This is a genomic window from Marinobacter halodurans, assembly GCF_004327985.1.
In the GTDB taxonomy this organism is placed as follows: domain Bacteria; phylum Pseudomonadota; class Gammaproteobacteria; order Pseudomonadales; family Oleiphilaceae; genus Marinobacter_A; species Marinobacter_A halodurans.
On record NZ_SJDL01000001.1, the window covers coordinates 60,762 to 79,849 of the forward strand.

20 protein-coding genes are annotated in these 19,088 nt (G+C 61.5%); all 20 read right to left on the reverse strand.

Going from position 1 to position 19,088, the window contains the following annotated elements:
- Nucleotides 1–5: 5 nt before the first annotated feature.
- The 20 genes from flhB to EZI54_RS00380 all read right to left on the reverse strand — a co-directional run bounded on the left by flhB (nt 6) and on the right by EZI54_RS00380 (nt 18,894).
- On the reverse strand, nt 6–1,142 hold the full coding sequence (gene flhB / locus EZI54_RS00285; RefSeq protein ID WP_131477882.1) for a flagellar biosynthesis protein FlhB: 1,137 nt from the start codon (nt 1,140–1,142) through the stop codon (nt 6–8).
- An 18-nt stretch (nt 1,143–1,160) separates the two neighbouring features.
- Nucleotides 1,161–1,943, reverse strand: a complete 783-nt coding sequence (fliR, locus tag EZI54_RS00290; RefSeq protein ID WP_131477884.1) for a flagellar biosynthetic protein FliR — start codon at nt 1,941–1,943, stop codon at nt 1,161–1,163.
- A gap of 2 nt (nt 1,944–1,945) precedes the next feature.
- A complete protein-coding gene (gene fliQ / locus EZI54_RS00295) occupies nt 1,946–2,215 on the reverse strand; it encodes a flagellar biosynthesis protein FliQ (RefSeq protein ID WP_131477886.1) in 270 nt (89 codons plus the stop codon).
- A gap of 12 nt (nt 2,216–2,227) precedes the next feature.
- Nucleotides 2,228–2,983 carry a flagellar type III secretion system pore protein FliP gene (gene fliP, locus EZI54_RS00300; protein WP_131478274.1) on the reverse strand — a complete coding sequence of 252 codons (756 nt, stop codon included), beginning with the start codon at nt 2,981–2,983 and terminating at the stop codon, nt 2,228–2,230.
- 5 nt (nt 2,984–2,988) lie between these two features.
- Nucleotides 2,989–3,450 carry a flagellar biosynthetic protein FliO gene (gene fliO / locus EZI54_RS00305; protein ID WP_407944032.1) on the reverse strand — a complete coding sequence of 154 codons (462 nt, stop codon included), beginning with the start codon at nt 3,448–3,450 and terminating at the stop codon, nt 2,989–2,991.
- Nucleotides 3,451–3,511: 61 nt separating this feature from the next.
- Complete coding sequence (gene fliN / locus EZI54_RS00310; RefSeq protein ID WP_123633225.1) at nt 3,512–4,033, reverse strand: flagellar motor switch protein FliN; 522 nt, start codon at nt 4,031–4,033, stop codon at nt 3,512–3,514.
- Nucleotides 4,026–5,024, reverse strand: a complete 999-nt coding sequence (gene fliM / locus EZI54_RS00315; protein WP_123633223.1) for a flagellar motor switch protein FliM — start codon at nt 5,022–5,024, stop codon at nt 4,026–4,028. The genes fliN and fliM overlap by 8 nt, the downstream gene beginning before the upstream one ends.
- A 49-nt stretch (nt 5,025–5,073) precedes the next feature.
- Nucleotides 5,074–5,580, reverse strand: coding sequence for a flagellar basal body-associated FliL family protein (locus EZI54_RS00320; protein ID WP_131477888.1), 507 nt, complete (start codon nt 5,578–5,580; stop codon nt 5,074–5,076).
- Between the two features lie 221 nt (nt 5,581–5,801).
- On the reverse strand, nt 5,802–7,031 hold the full coding sequence (locus EZI54_RS00325; protein WP_165495639.1) for a flagellar hook-length control protein FliK: 1,230 nt from the start codon (nt 7,029–7,031) through the stop codon (nt 5,802–5,804).
- A gap of 201 nt (nt 7,032–7,232) precedes the next feature.
- Nucleotides 7,233–7,580 (reverse strand): Hpt domain-containing protein, encoded by a 348-nt coding sequence (locus EZI54_RS00330; RefSeq protein WP_131477892.1) that lies wholly within the window; start codon nt 7,578–7,580, stop codon nt 7,233–7,235.
- A gap of 159 nt (nt 7,581–7,739) precedes the next feature.
- Nucleotides 7,740–9,482 carry an ATP-binding SpoIIE family protein phosphatase gene (locus EZI54_RS00335; RefSeq protein WP_207389104.1) on the reverse strand — a complete coding sequence of 581 codons (1,743 nt, stop codon included), beginning with the start codon at nt 9,480–9,482 and terminating at the stop codon, nt 7,740–7,742.
- 18 nt (nt 9,483–9,500) lie between these two features.
- Nucleotides 9,501–9,806, reverse strand: coding sequence for an STAS domain-containing protein (locus tag EZI54_RS00340; RefSeq protein WP_131477894.1), 306 nt, complete (start codon nt 9,804–9,806; stop codon nt 9,501–9,503).
- A gap of 206 nt (nt 9,807–10,012) precedes the next feature.
- Complete coding sequence (gene fliJ, locus EZI54_RS00345) at nt 10,013–10,462, reverse strand: flagellar export protein FliJ (RefSeq protein ID WP_131477896.1); 450 nt, start codon at nt 10,460–10,462, stop codon at nt 10,013–10,015.
- Nucleotides 10,459–11,829, reverse strand: a complete 1,371-nt coding sequence (fliI, locus tag EZI54_RS00350; protein ID WP_131477898.1) for a flagellar protein export ATPase FliI — start codon at nt 11,827–11,829, stop codon at nt 10,459–10,461. The genes fliJ and fliI overlap by 4 nt, the downstream gene beginning before the upstream one ends.
- Nucleotides 11,810–12,721, reverse strand: a complete 912-nt coding sequence (locus EZI54_RS00355) for a flagellar assembly protein FliH (protein ID WP_131477900.1) — start codon at nt 12,719–12,721, stop codon at nt 11,810–11,812. The genes fliI and EZI54_RS00355 overlap by 20 nt, the downstream gene beginning before the upstream one ends.
- Nucleotides 12,721–13,716: a flagellar motor switch protein FliG gene (gene fliG / locus EZI54_RS00360; protein WP_236012011.1), complete on the reverse strand. Its 996-nt coding sequence runs from the start codon at nt 13,714–13,716 to the stop codon at nt 12,721–12,723. The genes EZI54_RS00355 and fliG overlap by 1 nt, the downstream gene beginning before the upstream one ends.
- 46 nt (nt 13,717–13,762) lie before the next feature.
- A complete protein-coding gene (gene fliF, locus EZI54_RS00365) occupies nt 13,763–15,502 on the reverse strand; it encodes a flagellar basal-body MS-ring/collar protein FliF (RefSeq protein WP_131477904.1) in 1,740 nt (579 codons plus the stop codon).
- Nucleotides 15,503–15,517: 15 nt separating this feature from the next.
- Nucleotides 15,518–15,895 carry a flagellar hook-basal body complex protein FliE gene (gene fliE / locus EZI54_RS00370; protein WP_131477906.1) on the reverse strand — a complete coding sequence of 126 codons (378 nt, stop codon included), beginning with the start codon at nt 15,893–15,895 and terminating at the stop codon, nt 15,518–15,520.
- 281 nt (nt 15,896–16,176) lie between these two features.
- Nucleotides 16,177–17,607: a sigma-54-dependent transcriptional regulator gene (locus tag EZI54_RS00375; RefSeq protein WP_131477908.1), complete on the reverse strand. Its 1,431-nt coding sequence runs from the start codon at nt 17,605–17,607 to the stop codon at nt 16,177–16,179.
- A 51-nt stretch (nt 17,608–17,658) separates the two neighbouring features.
- Nucleotides 17,659–18,894, reverse strand: a complete 1,236-nt coding sequence (locus EZI54_RS00380; protein WP_131477910.1) for a sensor histidine kinase — start codon at nt 18,892–18,894, stop codon at nt 17,659–17,661.
- Between the last annotated feature and the right edge of the window lie 194 nt (nt 18,895–19,088).

Sequence of the window (19,088 nt, forward strand, 5' to 3'; positions counted from 1 at the left end):
CTGCGTTAACTATCCCGCCGCAAATCACTGGGAATCGGGAAGTCCGGCATACCCGGTCGCTGTCCTTGCCCACGACGATAACGCCGCAACTGGTACAGGTAGGCCAATACCTGGGCAATCGCCACATAAAGGCCCTGGGGAATCTCGCCGCCCACGTCGGTGTTGTGATAGACCGCCCGGGTCAGCGGCGGCGTGCGCAAGACATCCACCTTGTGCTCCCGGGCGATTTCCATGATCTTGAAGGCCACCTGATCGGCGCCCTTGGCCACGACGACCGGCGCCGCCATTTTCTTCTGGTCGTACTTGAGCGCTACCGCATAATGGGTCGGGTTGGTAATGACCACGTCGGCCGTCGGCACATCCTGCATCATCCGACGCTGGGCCATCTCCCGCTGGAGCTGACGGACCTTGCTCTTGACCTCTGGCTTGCCCTCGGTGTCCTTGAACTCGTCCTTGACCTCCTGCTTGGTCATGCGCAGCTTTTTCTGGTGGTCGTAGATCTGGAACGGCACATCGATGGCCGCAATGATAATGGTGGCGCAGGACAGCAGGAAAAAGCTCCAGCCCAACGTCCACAACACATGCTCCATGGCCGGAATCGGTGCTTCCTCGGCGATTGCCAATAAGTCGTCGGTGCGCTGGTCGAGGATCACCAACGCGATAACCATCACCAGCGCCACTTTCGCCACCGCCTTGACCAACTCGATCAGCGCCCGTAGCGAGAACATCCGCTTGAGCCCCTTGAGGGGATCCATACGACTGAGCTTGGGGGCAATGGCCTTGCCACTGAACAGAATACCGCCGATGCCTATCGGCCCGAAGATGGACGCCACCAGCAGCAACAGCAGAATGGGCGACAACGCGACGGCGGCATCCTGGGCGGCGGCTCCCAGCATGGTGGTCATATAGTTCGTGTCAAACGCCACCATACGCTCGAAGGAAAAGCTGTAGCGCATGATGCGCTCGAGGGATGCCCCCAATGTGGAACCGAACATCAGCAGGCCACTGGCGCCCGCCAACAGGACGGCCATGGTCGCCAGCTCACGGGAGCGGGCGGTCTGCCCCTCTTCGCGGGCCTTTTCAAGCCTTCGGGGGGTGGCCTCTTCGGTTTTTTCCTGACTGTTGTCGTCTTCTTCAGCCATTGTCGTCAACCCGTCGGATCAGGGGACCTGCTCTATGGAGCGCATGAAATCAAAGGTTTGCCGGGTGTACTCGTCAAAGTGTGGCAGAAAATTGGCGTGCAGCACCCAGATGGCAAACAATCCAAAAATCAGGCCAATCGGGAAGCCGAGGGAGAAGATATTCATCTGGGGCGCTGCCCGGGTCATCACCCCGAACGAGATATTGACGATCAATACCGCCGTCACCGCCGGCAAGGCCAGCAGCATGGCGGATACGAACATCCACGTGATCCGGTGCGCCAGTTCCCAGTAGGCGTCCGGCCCCAGGCCACCGGGCCCGATGGGAATCGTCCGGAAGCTCTCCAGGAAAACCTCGAAGGCTACCAGATGACCGTTCATGGCCAGGAACAGCAACGTCACGGTAATCGTGTAGATCTGTGCCAGTACCGGCACGTTGACGCCATTGGCCGGATCCACCATCGAGGCGAAGCCCAGCCCCATCTGCATGGCGATCATCTGGCCGGCAATCACGAACAACTGGAACAGGGCGGTCAACACGAAGCCCAGTCCGGCGCCAATCAGGACCTGCTGGATGGTGATCACCACCGCATTGGCGTTGAGCGCGTCGACTTTGGGTACGTCGCCGATCATGGGTACGATCAGGATGGTCATCAGCAGCGCCAGGCCCAGGCGGATCCGCGCCGGCACCAGAGCGGCGCCGACGAAGGGGATCGTCATCATGAAGCTGGCGATGCGGAACAGCGGCCAGACGTGCTGCCCGACCCACTGCCCGATGCCGTCGGCGGCAATCTCCAGCGCCATCGTCAGCCGATCAGGTAGGGAATGTTGGTAATCAGGCGCTCGGTGTGCTCCATGAGCTGATGCAGCATCCAGGGACCGAACACGATGATCGAGAGCAAGGTGACCAGCAGGCGCGGCAGGAAGCTCAGGGTCTGCTCGTTGATCTGCGTCGCCGCCTGGAACGTGCTGACGATCAGACCGACAACCAGCCCCGGCCCGATAATGATGGCCGACAGCAGGACAATCAACCAGAGCGCCTGGCGCATGATGTCGATAACGGTTTCCGGGGTCATGACTGACCTCCCCTACAGTCCGTAGCTGGCTGCCAGCGTTCCCATGATCAGGGACCAGCCGTCAACGAGCACAAAGAGCATGATCTTGAAAGGCAGCGAGATGATGATCGGTGACAGCATCATCATCCCCATCGCCATCAGCACGCTGGCCACGACCATATCGATGACCAGGAAGGGTATGAACAGGATGAATCCGATCTGGAAGGCGGTCTTCAGTTCGCTGGTCACGAAAGCCGGCATCAACACCCAGAACGACACATCGTCGGGGCTGGCCGCCTTTTCGCCGGAAATCCGCATGAACAGCCCGAGGTCGTCTTCCCGGGTCTGGGCCAGCATGAATTTGCGGAACGGTTGGGAAGCCGCCTCGACGGCTTCCAGGGGCGCCATCTGTTCGGCAAGATAAGGCTGCAGCGCCGTCTCGTTCACCTGCTCGAACACCGGCCGCATGATAAAGATGGTCAGGAACAGGGCCAGACCCAGCAGGATCTGGTTGGACGGCGTGGACTGCAACCCCAGCGCCTGACGCAGGATGGAGAAAACGATGATGATGCGGGTGAACGACGTCATCATCATCAGCATTGCCGGCAGGAACGTGAGCGCCGTCATCAGCGCCAGGACCTGCAGGGTGACCGAATACTCCTGGGTATTGCCGTCCGGACCCGGGGTTACGGTGATCGCCGGAATGCCGGGAATATCAGCCGCCTGGGCCGGGAGAGCGAACAGGAACAGGGGCAGGCACGTCAGGCACAGTCTGAGGCTTCGGGCCAACAGGGTCACGCATCACCTCCCTGGTCATTGCGGGAGGCCGAGCGATCACCCCAGCTGCGCCCGAGCATGGTCTGCAGTCGCTTGGCAAACTCACTGTCGCCGCCCACGCTGCCACTGACCACTGGCTCGTCAAAGACATGCAGCGTCCGGATCGCGGTGGCGGTAATGCCCACCAGGATCTGGGTGCCGCCCACCTCAATCAGGGCAATGCGCTCGCGGGCGCCCACCGGCATGACGCTGACCACTTTGATCGCCTGGTTGTTCATGCCGGACAGGCCGTTCATCCGCTTGACCAGCCAGGCACAGCCAAAAATCAGGGCAATGACGACAATCAGGCCAAGCCCCAGGCTCATCAGTGATGTGAGGTTATCGGCGCCGCGGGTGACCGCACCAGCGCCATTTTTCTCTTCGGCCAGCAACGGGGCGCTGAGCAGCAGAAGCCATCCGCAGAACAGGATGCGATACAAGGGAACACCTCCACCCACCCGTCAGGCCCGGGCCATCGGCCGGGCCGGGGGTCAGGCTTTCTTATTTTGACAGTCGCTTGATGCGCTCGCCCGGACTGATGACGTCCGTCAGGCGAATACCGAATTTCTCGTTCACCATGACCACCTCACCATGGGCGATCAGGGTGCCGTTGACCAACACGTCCAACGGTTCGCCCGCCAACCGGTCCAGCTCGATCACCGACCCCTGGTTGAGCTGCAGCAGGTTACGAATGGGGATCTGGGTGTTCCCCACCTCCATGGAGATGGTCACCGGAATATCCAGGATGACATCCAGATCCGGAGCCGGACCCGTGCCGGTTTCCGAGATCGCACTTTCCTGGCCGAACTCTTCCATCGGTGCGGCTTTCACATCCTCTTCACTGGCACCGGCCTCCGCCATGGCGGCCGCCCATTCGTCATCGCGTTCACCGCCGTCTTCGGCAGCGGTTTCGCCGTCAGCCGCATCATCGCCGGATTCGGACATGGCGGCTTCCCACTCGGCAGCGAGCTTTTCGTCTTCGCTCATCTCCTGCCCCTCTTTCTTTTTGTCGTCTTCAGCCATGCCTGTTCACCTTCAGTTGCTTCTTCACTTTGGGCCGGTTCATGCGACGGGTGACCCGCAGCGCCAGATTCCCGTCGCGGGTGCCCATTTGGGCCTGATAGATTGGAATGCCGTTAGCCGTTACCGTCAGCTCTTCTTCCAGTTCCACCGGAATCACATCGCCGGCCTTGAGCTTGGCGATTTCCCGCAACGACATCCGGCGTCGGCAGACCGTGGCATTGACCGGAACGTTCACGGCCTTGATGTCTTCCTGGAGGGCATTGACCCAGCGTTCATCGACTTCGTCGATATCACTCTGGACACCCGCGTCCAGCACATCCCGGATCGGTTCGATCATGGAATACGGCAGGGCCATGTGAAGCTCGCCACCGCCGCCGTCCAGCTCGATATGGAACGTGCTGATCACCACCACTTCACTGGGGCTGACGATGTTGGCCATCGCCGGATTGACCTCGGAGCTGAGGTACTCGAAATCCATCTTCAGGACGGCATTCCACGCCTCGCGCATGTCCTTGAAGACCTGATCGAGCATCATCTGCACGATGCGGGTCTCGGTGGGCGTGAACTCGCGGCCCTCGATCTTGGCGTGCCGACCTTCCCCGCCAAAGAAGTTATCCACTAACTTGAAGACCAGCTTGGCGTCGAGAATAAACAACGCGGTGCCGCGCAGCGGGCGCATCTTGACCAGGTTGAGGCTGGTGGGCACGTACAGCGTGTGGATGTATTCGCCAAATTTCATGATCTGCACGCCGCCGGTGGAAACGTCGGCGTTGCGGCGCAGCATGTTGAACAGACTGATGCGGGTGTAACGGGCAAATCGCTCGTTGATCATCTCGAGCGTCGGCATCCGGCCGCGCACGATCCGATCCTGGCTGGCCAGGTCGTAATTCTTGACGCCGGTATCGTCGACGTCGTCATAGGTGTCGACATCGCCGTCATCAACGCCGTGCAGGAGCGCGTCGATCTCGTCTTGTGAGAGTAAGTCCTGCATAGTCCCTATCCGACCTCGAGATTAGTCAATCGGCCACAATCTGTCATAGCTACTGCAACACAAAATTTTCGAAAAGGACATGGTCGATCGGCTCGCCGCCTTCCTCTGCCAGGATGCCGTTGATCGTGTCCAGTGTCTCCTGCAACAGCTTTTCCTTGCCTTCCGGCGTCTGCATGGCCTGGAAATCCTGCCCGCCAAACAGGGTCAGCAACCGGCTTCGGATCAGCGGCATGTTGGCCTGCGCGACGTCCAGCGCCCCCTGGTTGCGGCTTTGCAGCGCCAGGAAGATCTGCATGTAACGCTGGCGCCCGTCCGTGGACAGTGTGACCACAAACGGTTTGGTGATGGCGTAGTAGTGGCTGGGCTGGAATGCTGGCTCGGCCGTCTCGTCGGCGGCCGCTTCATCGGCGGCAGCACCGTCATCGGATTTCAGGAACCAGAGCGTACCGGCCACCGACAACCCCACCGCCAGAATAATGATCAGAACAAGGCCGATGATCAGCTTCAGCTTGCCTTTCCCCCCACCCGCCGGGGCTTGCTCGGTATTTTCCGCCATAAGTCCTACAGTCAGATTATTGTCGTATCACGCTGTCTGGAGAGGTTAGCAGCAAGGAACAGGCCAATCCTGCCGCTCCAGTCAGTTCTTTTGGAAAACAGAAGTTTAGCGCCTGGAGGCGGAGACATAAACCACGAACACGCGTTCCGTGCATTCTGAAGAGGGGCTGGCGAAAGCGGCGTCGCGATGGGCGGGAGGGGAAAGCCAGCCTGACCGGACGGTCAGGCGTAAAGATCCACTTCACCACGCCAGCTCAGATCAAGCTGACCGCTGGCAAGCGTGCCGGATTCGTCGGTCGAGAGTTCCTCGCCCTCTCCGGCCAGGCTGCCACTGCCATTGCCACCCTTCTCATCCTCCTGCTGCAGTTGCTGCTGGGCGCCCTGGTCTGCCGTGTCAGCGGACACTTCAAAGCGATCCAGGTTCAGTCCGTTCTCCTGCAGCATGTCGCGCAGACGGTGGCCGTTCAGTTCCAGCTGGTCACGGACGGCAGCATGGGTGGCATGGACCGTCACCTGGGCCTGGTCGTGGTGCACCTGGACCCGGACTTCCAACGGCCCCATGTCCGGCGGGGTCACATGGATTTCCGCAGCGGACATGCGCTGACTGGTGAGCCAGGCCAGCTTGCCTGCGATCTTGTCGCCCCACTCGGCGTGCTGAACCGGCAGATCAATGCTGGTGGAATAGCTTTTCAGGGGCGCCATGGTCTCGCGACCGTCCAGCCCCCGTTGCAAGCCGGTGGCGTTATTCGGCACGGAGGTTTGGGCGTTGCTGTCCCCCTGCAAGCGGCCCAGCTGGGCGGAAAAATCCAGGGCCTTGCCATCCGCGGCAACGCTCTTACCCAGCAGCGTACTGACCGCGTCTGACTTGCCGGCACCCAGGCCATCACTGCGCCCCTCCTGAGCGCTGTTGCCCGACGCCCCCTGGGCCAGCGATTTGAGGGAAAGTCCCTGCAGCGGATTCTGTGAAGCGGACGAAGCGGACGAATGGGTCGATGGGCCATCGGCGGCGGCCGTCCTGGTCGTTTCCACCTTCACGTTGGTCGGCATGGAGAAGAGCATCGGGGCAGCGGCATCGTCTTTCCGCTTGTCGTCTTTCTGATCCTTGCCGTCCTTGTCATCCTCAGACGCCGTTTTCTCGGTCTTGTCGGCCTGGCCTTCCGCGACCGGCTTGTCATCGTCGGCGGTATCGGCTTCTTTACCCTTGGCATCCTTGGCGTCATCGGAGCGTCTCTGCTCTTCAGCCTTGTCCGCGCGGGCGGTTTCTTCCTGGCGCTCCTTGGCATCGACCCGCTCAGCCCGTTTTTCCTGCAGACGCTCGTCTTCCGCCCGGCGCTGGGCCCGTTCCTGCTGCGCTTCTTTCTGTTCCAGGCGCGACTGCTCGCGGTTAGAGACTTCCTCGAACGCTTCTCCGGAACGCTCGGTGTCTCCAGCTGACGGGGATCGGTCCAACATTTTATCGGGTGTGGGCGATGCGGAGTTAAGCACCAGTCCGGACATGGCAACCTCTTGCCGCTAGGCATCAATCAAACAGTGTTGCAGGGACTGGAGCAATTAAGGTGCCAGATTTCACGGAGTGGGTATCAGCCAGCCGAGTGACGCCCGACCAGGCGTGTCGGGCCGCCGGCACGGGGACCGGATCGACCGTCTCCGGCATCACCGCATCAGGGTGTGTTCCAACAGCTCGCGGACGATCGCGAATTCGCTCTGCATATCATCCAGAACATGGCGGGCATCATCGATGCGTTCTTCCTTGCCCGCCAGTTCTGCGTCGGCGCACAAGGCGCCAAGACGCGGCGCACCGATGTTGATACAGCTTCCCTTGAAACTGTGGGCGGATCGGGTGAAGGCGTCGGCGTCACGGTCACTGAGTGCCGATCTCAGTGCATTCAACCGTTCCGACGAGTCGCTCAGGTACGTCCTGATCAGCACGTCGAATTCGCCTTCCATAACCTCCTGAAGTTCCGCAAGCGCGTCATCGTCCAGATGTGGCTTGTCGTTCATGATTGTCTCCTTGTCATCCGGCCGGGCCTACGGCTTGGCGGGCGGATCACTTTGTCCAGCTTGGATCAGCGGGCATCCCTCAACGATGCCCCGGACGTGCCTCCTCGGGAACGCGTCGCCAACGGAGGTCGGCTACACTGCCTGCTCCGTCATCCCGGTTCAACCCGTGTGTTGTTCCGATTCGTCGGGATCGAACGTCCAGCGATAGACCGCCTCGACTTCATTGCCCGTGCCATGGTGCGTCAGCGAGTCACACAGCTGTCGCAGCAACGCCAGCCCGCGGCCGGCGTACCCGGCCTCAGGGACGGTCCTTTGTGTCTGCTCAGTATAGTTGAAGCCCACGCCACTATCCCGGCACACCACCCGCAACTCACCGCCTTTCCGGCCGGTCTTGTGTTCGAGCCGGAACAGCACCGCATGGTCCCCCACGGTTCGCAGGCGGCGTTCCCGCTCGGCGTAATACTGGCCGAACCCTTCCGGCGAATTCTTCCATACGGACGGCAGCCCCAGCACCCCATGTTCCAGGGCATTGGTATAGAGCTCCGCCAGCACCGTGTACACCTCGCCGCCCCGCCGGCGCAGACCGGGCACCTCCATACAGATGTGCAGCAACAGCGGCAGCGGATTGAACTGGGCCAGCGTTTCGCCGGTCACCTCATACTCGCAGGACCAGGTGGCCGGCCCGCTCAGGGCCGACTGGGTGACCCGCAACGGCAGTTCTTCAACGTCAGCAGGCGGCACCACATCGACGGTCAGCAGCGTCAGATCATCACTGTATTCCTCGGCGCCGGTGAACCGGGCCACAGCCCGCAATACCGCATCCAGCACCGACTGGTCGTCGGGCGTGCCGGCCACTGCCGCTTCCAGCCGGGTTTCCCCGAACATCTCGCCCTCGGCGTTCATGGCTTCGGGAACACCATCGGTGGCAAACAGGACCGTGTCCCCTTCCTCGACCTTGTAACGGGCCACATCCACGCTGAAACGCTCCGCCGCGACGACACCCAATGGCAAGTGAGCGGAGGTCAGTCGCTCAACGGTCGCGCCCCGGCGCAACAGGAAGCCACAGGGCAGACCGCCATTCCAGATGCTGAGATTGCCCAGATGGAAGTCGAGTTCGATAAAGGCGGCGCAACAGAACATGTCCTTGGGCATGATGCGCCACAGCTTCTGGTTGATCTCGCGCAGAATATCGCCACTGAGAAAGCCCTTGCTGGTCATGCCGTAGAAAATCTCAGCCACTGGCATGGCCCCGATGGCCGCCGGCAGGCCATGGCCAGTGAAATCCCCGATCAGGATATTCATACCTCCCGAAGGACGCGGGCAGGCATACAGGATGTCGCCGTTAAACACCGACATGGGCGAGGCATGGTAGCGGATATTCGGCGCATCCAGGCAGCCGGTGTGGGCGACATTGTCGAACACCCGTTTGGCAATATTCTGCTCGTTGACCAGTCGCTGGTTGTGGGCACGAATCACGTCCCGCTGCTGGCTCAGGGTCCGGTGCATCACCCGCATGCGATTAAAGGCGTTGATCTTGGCTTCGATGATGATGCGGTTGTAGGGTTTGGAGAGAAAGTCGTCGCCACCGGCCTCCAGACAGCGGGCCAGGGCATCGGCATCGGACAGGGACGTCAGGAAAATGACAGGCACCAGCGATTCGCCCGCCAGCGCCTTGATATGGCGTGCCGCATCCATTCCATCCATGCGCGGCATCATCACATCCAGCAACACGATCTGGGGCTGGAACCGCCGAAAGCCTTCCACCGCTTCGATACCGTCAGCAGCCGTCATGACGTCATGACCCTGACGCCGAACCATGGTACTGAGAATCAGGCGGTCGCTTTCGCTGTCATCGGCAATCAGGATGCGCAGCGCCTGCGCGTCCGTTTGCACCTCGTCCAACGTAACGCCTCTTCCCGTCTACTTGATGGAGAACAGCTGCTCGAAGTTGGAAATGCTGAGAATCCGTCTTACGTCGCTGTTGCAGTTTTCGATGCGGACCCGACCGGCATCACCACCGGCGTAATCCCGCAATAACAGGAGCATGCCCAGCGCGGAGCTGTCCAGGTAGGTCGTTTCGGACATGTCGATGACGTAATCGCTGACGTCCTGGTCATCGTGCTCGTAGGCATCGCGGAAACTTTGATGGGAACTGAAGTCGAATCGTCCATCGATACTGATAATCAGCGTGCGACCGTCTTCGCTTCGCCGCGTGTGAATGGCCATGCGGTGTCCTCCGTCAATGCTTGAGCCAGCGGGTCTGAATCGGGCGCGGCACCTTTGAATGGCGTCTGCGGCCCTGCCCCGGGTATGTCCTTTACGCCGAGTGCCCGGAATCTGGTCCGGACTGATTTTGATTATTCCACGGGATTGAGAATAGCCAAAACTCGGCAAATTGCATGCGTAATTTGAAGATGGATTCCGTACCGGCCCTATGTCAAACGACGCCGCGCATGCATCCGGTTCGCCGCCTCATCCGCCTGCTTCTGGTCCCGCAGGTCCTGATGACGCTGCTCCTGGGCCCGGCAGGCCTCAATGTGCCGGGCCATGCCCTTGCGCCGTTCATAGGCTTCGCGCCAGGCATCCCGGGCTTTCTCGAAGGCCTCAACCGCCTTGCGGGCTTGTTTCTCCTGCGAATGGATGGCGTTATCGAGTTGGGCGATGAAGGCCTGCCACCCCTGCAGCTTGCTGATGGAGACCACTCCCTGCTGCCCACGGCGCATCTGCTCGCGATAGTCCGCCTGGTAGCGACGCAACTCGTCCAGTTGGCGCTGTTGCTGTTGCATCTGCTGGCGTGCCTGGTTCAGCACATCGAGGGCCTGGTCCTCCCGCCGCTGCTCCAGCGACAGGACAACCTGTAACCGTTCGGAACGCGGTTTCATGCATTACCCTGCTGTGGCGGCTCCGGTGCCCGGGCCTTGCGATCGGGAAGGACGTCCTGCAGCCGGTCAACGCTGGCCTGGTAAGCCGCACTCTCTTTCAGCCCCTGGCGCAGGAAGGCACGCATGTCGTCGATGCGTTCGATGGCGTAATCGGTCTCCGGATCGGACCCTCTGACGTAGGCGCCGACGCTGATCAGATCCCGCGCCTGCTGGTACCGGGCGAATACCTGCTTGAATTCCTGGGCCTTGCGGAAATGCTCGTTGGCTGTCACCTGGGGCATGACCCGGCTGACCGAGGCTTCCACATCAATGGCCGGATAATGCCCCTCTTCCGCCAGCGAGCGGGACAGCACAATGTGGCCGTCCAGGATCGCCCGGGCCGCGTCGGCTATCGGATCCTGCTGGTCATCGCCTTCGGTCAGGACCGTGTAGAACGCGGTAATCGACCCGCCACCGGGCTTGCCGTTACCCGTACGTTCCACCAACTGGGGCAGTTTGGCAAAGACCGACGGCGGATAGCCCTTGGTCGCTGGTGGCTCGCCGACTGCCAGCGCAATCTCCCGCTGGGCCTGGGCGTAACGGGTCAACGAGTCCATCAACAGCAGGACGCGTTTGCCCCGGTCACGGAAATACTCGGCGATGCGCGTGGTGAGCATGGCGGCGCGCAAGCGCATCAGGGGCGAATCGTCCGCCGGTGAGGCCACGACCACGGAACGGGCCAGACCCTCATCGCCGAGGATGTCTTCGATGAATTCCTTCACCTCTCGACCCCGTTCGCCGATCAGGCCGACGACGGTGATGTCCGCATCGGTGAACCGGGTCATCATGCCCAACAGCATACTCTTGCCCACACCACTACCGGCGAACAGCCCCAGGCGCTGGCCCTGGCCGACCGTCAGCAGTGAATTGATGGCTCGAATCCCGACGTCCAGGCTCTGACGGACCGGCGCTCGGTGCAGGGGGTTGATGATTTCGCCGGCCAGGCCCACCTGGGCTTCGGCCCGCAGGGGGCCACCGCCGTCCAACGGCACGCCGGAGCCATTGATCACCCGACCCAGGAGCTCGGGGCCAACCGGCACCCGGCTCGCCGAAGACAGCGGCACAACGCGAGCGCCGGGCCGCAGCCCCTCGATGGCGGTCAACGGCATCAGGTAGACGCGGTCATCTTCGAAACCGACCACTTCCGCCTCAACACTGCCAATGCCCTGCCCCTGGATCACGCAGCGATCGCCCACCACCATCGGGCAGCCGACGCACTCCAGCGTCAGCCCGACCATACGGGTCAGGCGCCCGGACAGCTCAGGTTCGATCTGTGGTGGCAAGTAATCCTGGAGTCGGTTGAGGCGGTCAGCCAGAGTGCTCGTCACGGTCATCCTCCCCGCGGTCGGTCTCGGTGTCCGTGTCGGTCGGGCCGGACGCTGTCTGGTCGTCGGCGTTGCCGGTTTCCAGCACGTCGCGATGGAAATCCGTCAGGTCGCCCATCATGGCATCCAGCTCGACGCTGTCGCCGGGCTCGTCACTGTCCAGTTGCTGATCCAGCATGCGCTGGACGGCTTTCTGGAAGCGTTTCTCCACCGTGAAATCCACCAGGCTGTGGCGGGTTTCCACCTTACAGCCGCCGGCCAGGATGGTCTCATCTTCGACGACACTGGCTTCAGCTTCCAGACGACCGGCCACATCCCGGACCCATTCCAGGTCCGACGGATTGACGCGGATGCGTACGTTATCCTGGGTGGACGGCAGGCTGGCTACGGCTTCACGGACCACGGTGCGGATCTGGGACGAATCGGTTTGCAACTCCCGATAGACCACCGCACGGGCCAGAACGGTGCTCAGATTGAACAGGGCCGTTTCCAGCTCGTCCTCATGGCGATGGATGGGATCCACCAGATCGGCCATGATGGCTTCGAGCTGCTTCAGCCGGGCCTCGACCTCTTCACGGGTCTGTTGCAGCGCTTCTTCCCGGCCCTGGGCACGGCCCTCTTCCAGCCCCTGCTGGAACCCTTCCTGGTGGCCGGCTTCCCGACCGCGGGTCAGACCTTCCTCGTGGCCGGCTTCCTGCCCCTCCTTCTGACCGTCTTCCCAGGCTTCCTTGCGAATGGCTTCCAGGTCGGCAGCCGTCAGCGGTTTGACGTTGCGATCTTCCTCCCGGGAATGCGCCACCATGTTGCCTTTTTCATCAAGCAGCGGGAGCTCCCAACGCTCGTAGGCAGTCAGCTCTTCGGAAGGAATTCGATCACGATGGCCCTTGTGTTTCATTACATCATTTCTTCGCCGGAACCGCCGAGGGTGATTTCACCCGCTTCAGCCATTCGGCGGGCAATGGTGATAATGTCTTTCTGCGCCGCTTCCACCTCGCTGACGCGGACCGGCCCCTTGGCCTCCAGGTCATCCGCCAGCAGCTCGGACGCGCGTTTGGACATGTTCTTGAAGATCTTGTCCTTGACCTCGTCATCGGCACCCTTGAGTGCCACGACCAGGACTTCGGAAGAGACTTCGCGCAGCAGGGCCTGGATGCCCCGGTCATCGATGTCCTTGAGGTTGTCAAAGACGAACATGAGGTCTTCGATGGTCGACGCCAGATCCGGATCCATATCCTTGATGGAATCCATCAGGTTGCCTTCGACGCTGCGGTCCATGAAGTTCATGATATCAGCCGCCCGCTTGACCCCGCCAATCCGGCTGGTTTGGGTGGTGGAGCCGCCGGAGAACTGTTTCTCGAGGATGTCGTTGAGTTCCTGCAGGGCCTGGGGCTGAACGCTTTCCAGCGAGGCCACCCGCATCAGGACATCCAGCCGGACCTTGTCGTCCAGCGTGGCGAGGATTTCGGCGGCCTGGTCCGGGTCCAGGTAGGACACGACGATGGCCTGGATCTGCGGGTGCTCGTAGCGAATGATATCCGCCACCGCCCGCGGCTCCATCCATTTCAGCGTGTCCAGGCCGGTGGTGTTGCCGCCGATCAGGATCCGGTCAATCAGGCTGGAGGCTTTGTCGTCACCCAGCGCCTGGGTCAGCATCGCCCGAATATAGTCGTCGTTGCCCACGCCCAGACCGGTTTGCCCACCCACGGCGTCGACGAACTGGTCCAGCACGTACTTGACCTCTTCTCGGCTGACGTCCTTCATCTGGGCCATGGCGACCCCCACGCGCTGGACCTCCTTGGGCCCCATATGCTTGAGGATCTGCGCAGCATCCGCTTCACCCAGGCTCATCAGCAGGATAGCCGCCTGCTCCACCCGGGGAATCTTGCGCATCGGCTTGGCCTGTTCTTTGGCCGGCTGGTTTTGCGCTGCGTTGTCGTCAGTCATCCACGTTTACCCACTGGCGCATGACCTGGGCGACCCGGGCCGGGTCTTCCGAAATCACGCCTTTCAATGCGTTCAGTTGCTTATCATAGCTATCTGTCGCACCCGGCAAAAGGAGGTCGTCGCTGCGATCCATAGCGCTGCGCAGGGCGTCGTCGCTGCCGATGCCCTGCAGGCTATCGTAATCGTCCGAACCCAGTGACCGGTCACGCTCGCTGCGACCGGCGCCGGACAGGCTCTTCAGGGTCGGGCGCAGCAGACCAAGGACCAGGATCAGGATCACCAGACCCGCCAGCACCTGCTTCATCAGATCCCAGAACCAGGGCTGCTCCCAGAAGCCCGGTTTTTCAAAGGCCACCTGCTGCTCCGGCGCAAACGCCGTGTTCATGACGGTCACACTGTCGCCACGGGCTGCCGAGTAACCTACCGCATCCCGCACCAGCAGGGTCAGGCGCTGCAACTCCTGCTCCGACCAGGGCTGGTAGCTGACTTCGCCGGTGTCGGGATTGACCACCCGCTTGTCGTCCACGGCCACGGCAACGGTCAGACGCTGGACCGTGCCCTGCTCCTGGCGAATGTAGCTGACGGAACGGTCCATCTCATAGTTCTTGGTCGACTCGGTGCGGACGTTAACCGGCGTACTTTGCTGCTGGTTCTGTTGCCCCTGCTGACCCTGACCGTTCTGCTGATTCTGCTGGGCCTGGTTGTTGTTGGCCACTTCCGGTGCCGTCGCATTGCCTGGCGGCTGATTGCTGAGCGCACCCGGAATCCCGCCCTGAGCCCCCGCAGTCCGCTGCTCGCTCATCTTCCGCTCGGACCGGATGGCCCGCTGTTCGGGGTTGTAGAGTTCCTGGGCTTTCTCCACGTTGGAGAAATCCAGATCCGCCGAGACTTCGGCGCGGAAGCGGTCGTCACCGACCACCGGCGCCAGAATACTGGCGACCCGCTTGTTGAGCTTGTCCTCGATGCGGGACGCGTATTCATACTGGTCCTGCATCTGCTTGGCGTCGCTGTCCTCGTCATCATTGGTCAGCAGGTTGCCGTTCTGATCCACAACGGTGACGTGCTCCCGCTTCATTTCCGGCACGCTGCCGGCCACGAGATTGACGACGGCGGAAATTTGTTCGTCCGACAGGCGCCGACCGGAGTAGACCTCCAGGAAGATAGACGCCGACGGTTCACGGGCATCCCGGACAAAGACGGAACGCTTGGGAATCGCCAGGTGGACACGAGCCCCGTGGACGTTGCTCATACTGGAAATGGTACGCGCCAGCTCCCCTTCCAGGCCGCGGCGGTAGCTGATGGTTTCCATGAACTGGGACGTGCCCAGCCCCTGCTCCTTGTCGAGCAGTTCATAACCAACGGTTTTCTCGTCGGTGACGCCAGCGGCGGCCAGCTTGAGGCGGGCGTTATAGACGTCATCCGAGGCAACCAGGAGCGCACCGGTACGGGGCTCCATGTGATAGTCGATACCGGACTGATCCAGGATATTGGTGACTTCCTGGGTGTTGTAACTGGACAGATCCCCCAATACCGGTTGGTAGTTGGGCTCCTGGGCCCAGAGTACCACCGCGACGCCCAGCGCGACGCTGGCTGCCAGCCCCACCATCAGGCCAATCTGGCGCAGCAGGGTCAGGCGATTGAAGCCGAACAGGAGATCGCTCTGGCTTTCATTGCCGGCGTCGGTCGTTGCCGGTGTATTGGATGTTGTTGCTTCGGCGGCTGCACTGGCCATGGTTCTGCTCCGCTATCAGACCGGCATGTTCATGATGTCTTCATAGGCCTGCACCACACGGTTGCGGACCTGAGTCAGGGCTTCGAAAGAGACCGAGGCTTTCTGCGAGGCAATCATAACCCGGGCAATATCCACATTGGGATCGCCTTGCTCGTAGGCCGTGGCCAGTTGCGTGGAGTTGGACTGCAGCTCGTTCACGCCATCGACGGCCTGCTTGAGCATGTCACCAAACCCCGGGGCTTCCTGGGTTTCGCTGGGACCATTGGGCTTGCGGACGCTGTCGAGGGAACCCTTGAGCTGGTTCTCCTGCTCGACCCGCTGATTCTGCATCATCTGCGAGCGCAGAGAACGAATCTCGGAAAGGACGTTGTTGATGTCGGCCCGTTGAACCATGGTGCTCTCTCCTCGCCGGTTGCGCCTGACAGCAAACCGGCTCGCGTTGATCAGTCATTGCTGGAGGATTTAAAGCAAAGCTCGGGCCAAACCATAAATAATGTTAATTTTCATAAGGATAAGTAGATTTTTTGATATTGTTACCGGAACCTTGCCAAATAATTGACTGGCGCCAGGCAGCAGCGCCGAAGGACCGACGGGCCGGTAACAAAAAAAGTGGCACCCGAAGGTGCCAGACGAAGGAGTTAACGCAGGAGTCAATCAGGGGTTCACAATGCGGATCAGGCTGTGGCCAGCTCCGCGTCGAGGTCGATACCGAAATCACGCATTTGGGCCAGCTTGTAGCGCAGCGTGCGGGGACTGATGCCCAACTGCTCGGCGGCGCGATTCCGGCGGCCGCGCTCACGCTTGAGGGCATCGATGATGATGCGGAATTCACGTTGTTTGAGGTCCTGCCCCAATGAACCGGACTCGGCCTCTTCTTCGGTCATTTCCGTCTGGAGCGGCTCACTGACCGGCAGCGTCGGTTCTTCAACCACCGGTTGCGGCGGGGTTGGCACGGTGCGGGGACTCAGTCCGGTAATGCCCATGTCCAGACACAGATCGTCGGCGACGATGTCCTGACCCTGGAGCAGCACCAACGCCCGCTGGATGGCATTGTCCAGCTCACGAACGTTGCCCGGCCAGCTGTGATGGCGCAGGGCCTGCTCGGCATCGCGGCTGAAACCGATGCCGGTCAGTTTCATCTTGCGACTGTGGGACTTCAGCAGGTGGCGCGCCAGGGGCATAATGTCCCGCGGGCGCTCGCGCAACGGCTGCCACTGCATCGGGAAGACGCTCAGGCGGTAGTAAAGGTCTTCCCGGAATTTGCCTTCGCGGACATAATCCGCCAGGTCACGGTTGGTGGTGGCCAGCACGCGCACATCCAGCCGGATCGGCTTGCGACCGCCAACGCGCTCCACCTCTCTTTCCTGCAGGACCCGCAGCAGCTTGGCCTGCAAGCCCATGTCCATTTCGGATATCTCGTCCAGCAGCAACGTGCCGCCGTTGGCCTGCTCGAATTTGCCCGGCGATGAGGCGTGGGCGCCTGTAAAGGCCCCTTTCTCGTGACCAAACAGGATCGCTTCCAGCATGTTTTCGGGAATCGCCGCGCAGTTGATCGCCACGAACGGCTGATCCGCCCGCGAGGAATACTGATGGATATAGCGAGCCAGCACTTCCTTACCCGTCCCGCTCTCGCCGGAGATCATCACCGTCGAATCACTGGCGGCTACCTTGCGGGCCAGTTGGAACATACGCTGGCTGACCGGATCTTCCGCTACCGGCTCGTCCTTGCGGCGGGAGCCATCGCCGCCCACAACGCGACCAACCGCTTCTACCAGCACCTGCGGCTCGAACGGCTTGACCAGGTAATCGATGGCGCCGGCCTGCATCGCCGCCACCGCGTCGCTGATCTGGCCGTAGGCGGTAATCAGCATCATCGGCAGCCCCGGATACAGTCGCTGAACGTCCGACAGCAGGTCATGACCGGACTTACCGGGCATGTTGACGTCGCTCACCACGATATCGACGGGGCCGTCCGCCAGCCGCTGCAGCGCCTGCTCGGCGGAGTCGGCTTCACGTACCTTGAATTTCGCCAGCTCCAGGGTCGTCACCAACGCCTCGCGCAGGTCACGATCATCCTCGACGATCAGAACGGTTGATTTGGCCATGATTGCCTCCGCCTTGTCCTTACTCTTGTACTCAGTTTCTTGAGTTCAGTGTTAAACCGCGCCCTGGACCAGAGGCAGGCGTAGAATCGCTTGCGCACCTGAGCCCTCGGACGTCAGATCAAATTCGCCCTTGTGCGCTTTCACCACGGCCTGGACCACGGCCAGACCCAGCCCGGTGCCCTGGGATTTGGTGGTGTAAAACGCTTCGAGCAGTTGCTCACGCTCTTCCGGCGCAAAGCCCGGCCCGTTGTCGGCCACGATGATTTCCGCCTGCCCGTCGTTCACGCTGACCCGCACCGTCACATGATTGGCGCCAGCTTCGAGGCTGTTGTTCACCAGGTTCAGACAGGCGCCGATCAGGGCGTCGCGATTGCAGTGGATCGACGCGGTGGACGGTGTCAGCGCCCACTCCAGCGTCGTTTCCGGACGCAGCGCCAGAGCATCGGCCGCGCTCTGCAGGGCCTCGCCCAGGGACGCCAGCGACAGCTGTTCTGCCAGACGTGTCTCGCCACGGGCAAAGATGAGCATGTCGCGGACCTGTTGTTCCAGGTGAGTCAGTCGGGACATCAGTCGATCGGCACAACGCTGACGCAGCTCCGGCTCCAGGTCCGGCTGGGACAGATGCCCGCCATACAGAATGGCGGCGGACAGCGGTGTACGGATCTGGTGGGCCAGCGACGCCACCATCCGGCCCATGGCCGACAGGCGCTGGGCGTGGGACAGCTGGGCCTGGAGGCGACGGGTTTCTGTCAGGTCGTTCAGCAGGATCAACTGGCCCGGCTCGTTTTCCATGGAGCGGATTTCAATGCTGACCCGCCGGCCATCCCGCAGAGAGACTTCATGACCGTCGTCCCGACGCGGTGCGAAACAGCGCCGGATCACCTCCAGCCAGGCCTCCCCTTCCAGCGGCTCGCCGAGCAGCGACACCGCCGCCGGGTTGCACTGGCTGACGACGCCCTTGCTGTCGAGAACCACCACGCCCGCAGGCATGACGGAGAGCAGTGTGGACAGTCGGTCGGCCAGGCGCTCCTTCTCTTCCAGTTCCTGCTGGCGCTGTCGGGTCTCAGCGGTCAGTTCACCAGACAACTGGTTCACCCGGGACTCCAACGTGCGGTAGGAATCGGTAATCTGCCGGGACATGCGGTTGAACAGGTCCAGGGCGGAATCCACAGCAGCATCGTCGGTGGCTTCCGGAAACAGCGCCGTCACCTTCTGATTGGCGTCGGCGGCGGCGTTGGACCCACCGGCCGTCGCGGATGACTTGGCGGAAAACTGCAGCTGGCTCATGCCTGACCTCCCGGCTGCGGGCTCACGACGAATGGTCGCGACGCCCGCAATATAATTAGCGTTGCAGGTCGTCTAGCGATTGCTGTGCCAGTTTTTATTTTTTCTTACTTTTCAGTAAGTTTCCGGAAAACAGAAAGCGGAGATGCCAGATATTTGTCGGAATATGAAGGCGTTAGACAAGGCGGGAACGGGAT